The sequence below is a fragment of the Terriglobus sp. YAF25 genome, from assembly GCF_052113305.1.
GTDB lineage: Bacteria > Acidobacteriota > Terriglobia > Terriglobales > Acidobacteriaceae > Terriglobus.
The window spans coordinates 1-1,006 of record NZ_JBFRCY010001072.1; the positions used below are offsets into that span (position 1 = coordinate 1).

Here is a 1,006-nt window from a genome sequence, read left to right on the forward strand (position 1 = left end):
CACTTCGGCAGGCTTGTTCTCTATATAAAAGGCATGCGCTGCGAGGAGGTATTCGTAGAGAGGCATCTGCGCCGCGAAGTACGGCTTTTGCTGCTGAAGCCTGGAGATCGGGATGAGGTCATCGTGGCTCCCCTCGCTCTCTGAGTTGCCCCTTACCTTCTCTGGTGTGCGCATGGCCTGAAGATCGAGCATCGCTAGTAGCAGCGGGTTCTGCGTGGACTTGAAGAGCTCATCCCCCTGGGCGCCGTCCCGTGGGGCTCCGAATGTGTCTGGAAGTGTTGTGATCTTATTGTCGATCTCTTGCACTAGCCCGATATCGCCGACGTTGCGCTGTTCCGGAGATAGCAGAAGCAGCGCGCCATATTCTTCCTGGAGCCTGGCGATATCTCCTGCCAGCCAGTATCCACGGCGCTTCAGGCCGCGTGCCGACTGCGCGTAGACACCTTTCGGATACTGCTGCAGATACTTGTCCAGTGCTGCCTCAGCTCCGGATACCGTCTTGGGATCCGCGTGCCAGTCTTTTTTGAAAGAGCCGTATTCGTCGAACGCTCCAACCTGCGCGCGATTGATGAGAGAGCGGCCGATCATGTAGATGGCAGTCTCACGCACCCAAACGGGTTGCGCGTCCGCAAGCGAGGAGAAGGTTGCGGTTGCCTTGTCGTAGTCGGATCGCCAGAACTCGGCAGCGCCCTCGAGGTACAGTGCATAGGCTTTGGCCGACACCGTCTTCGCCGCTTTCTCTGCGCCGGCAACAGCGCCTGCTGCTGCATCGGCAGCGCAGCCGCTCTGCGTCTGTTGACGTGCCTTTAGGAGGGCATCGCGCTCCTCCGGTTTCAGTTCGTGATCCGCCTGCAACGCCTGGGCAAAGGGATCATCCGGGGGCAGCGTGGCGGGGCATGACGCGGGATTTTTCTGTGTTTCCATATCGCCGTTCCTGACCGCGTCCTTGTCTGCCTGCGTTCCGAGCGTGCCCGCAAGTTGCTCCCATAGGAACAAGGGCTCATTG

General features: G+C 59.6%; 1 protein-coding gene. It reads right to left on the minus strand.

Annotated elements, in window-relative coordinates; all coding sequences use genetic code 11:
- The coding region (locus tag AB4043_RS26605) for a hypothetical protein (protein WP_442308675.1) at positions 1-924 on the minus strand (924 nt) is incomplete at its 3' end.
- Between the last annotated feature and the right edge of the window lie 82 nt (positions 925-1,006).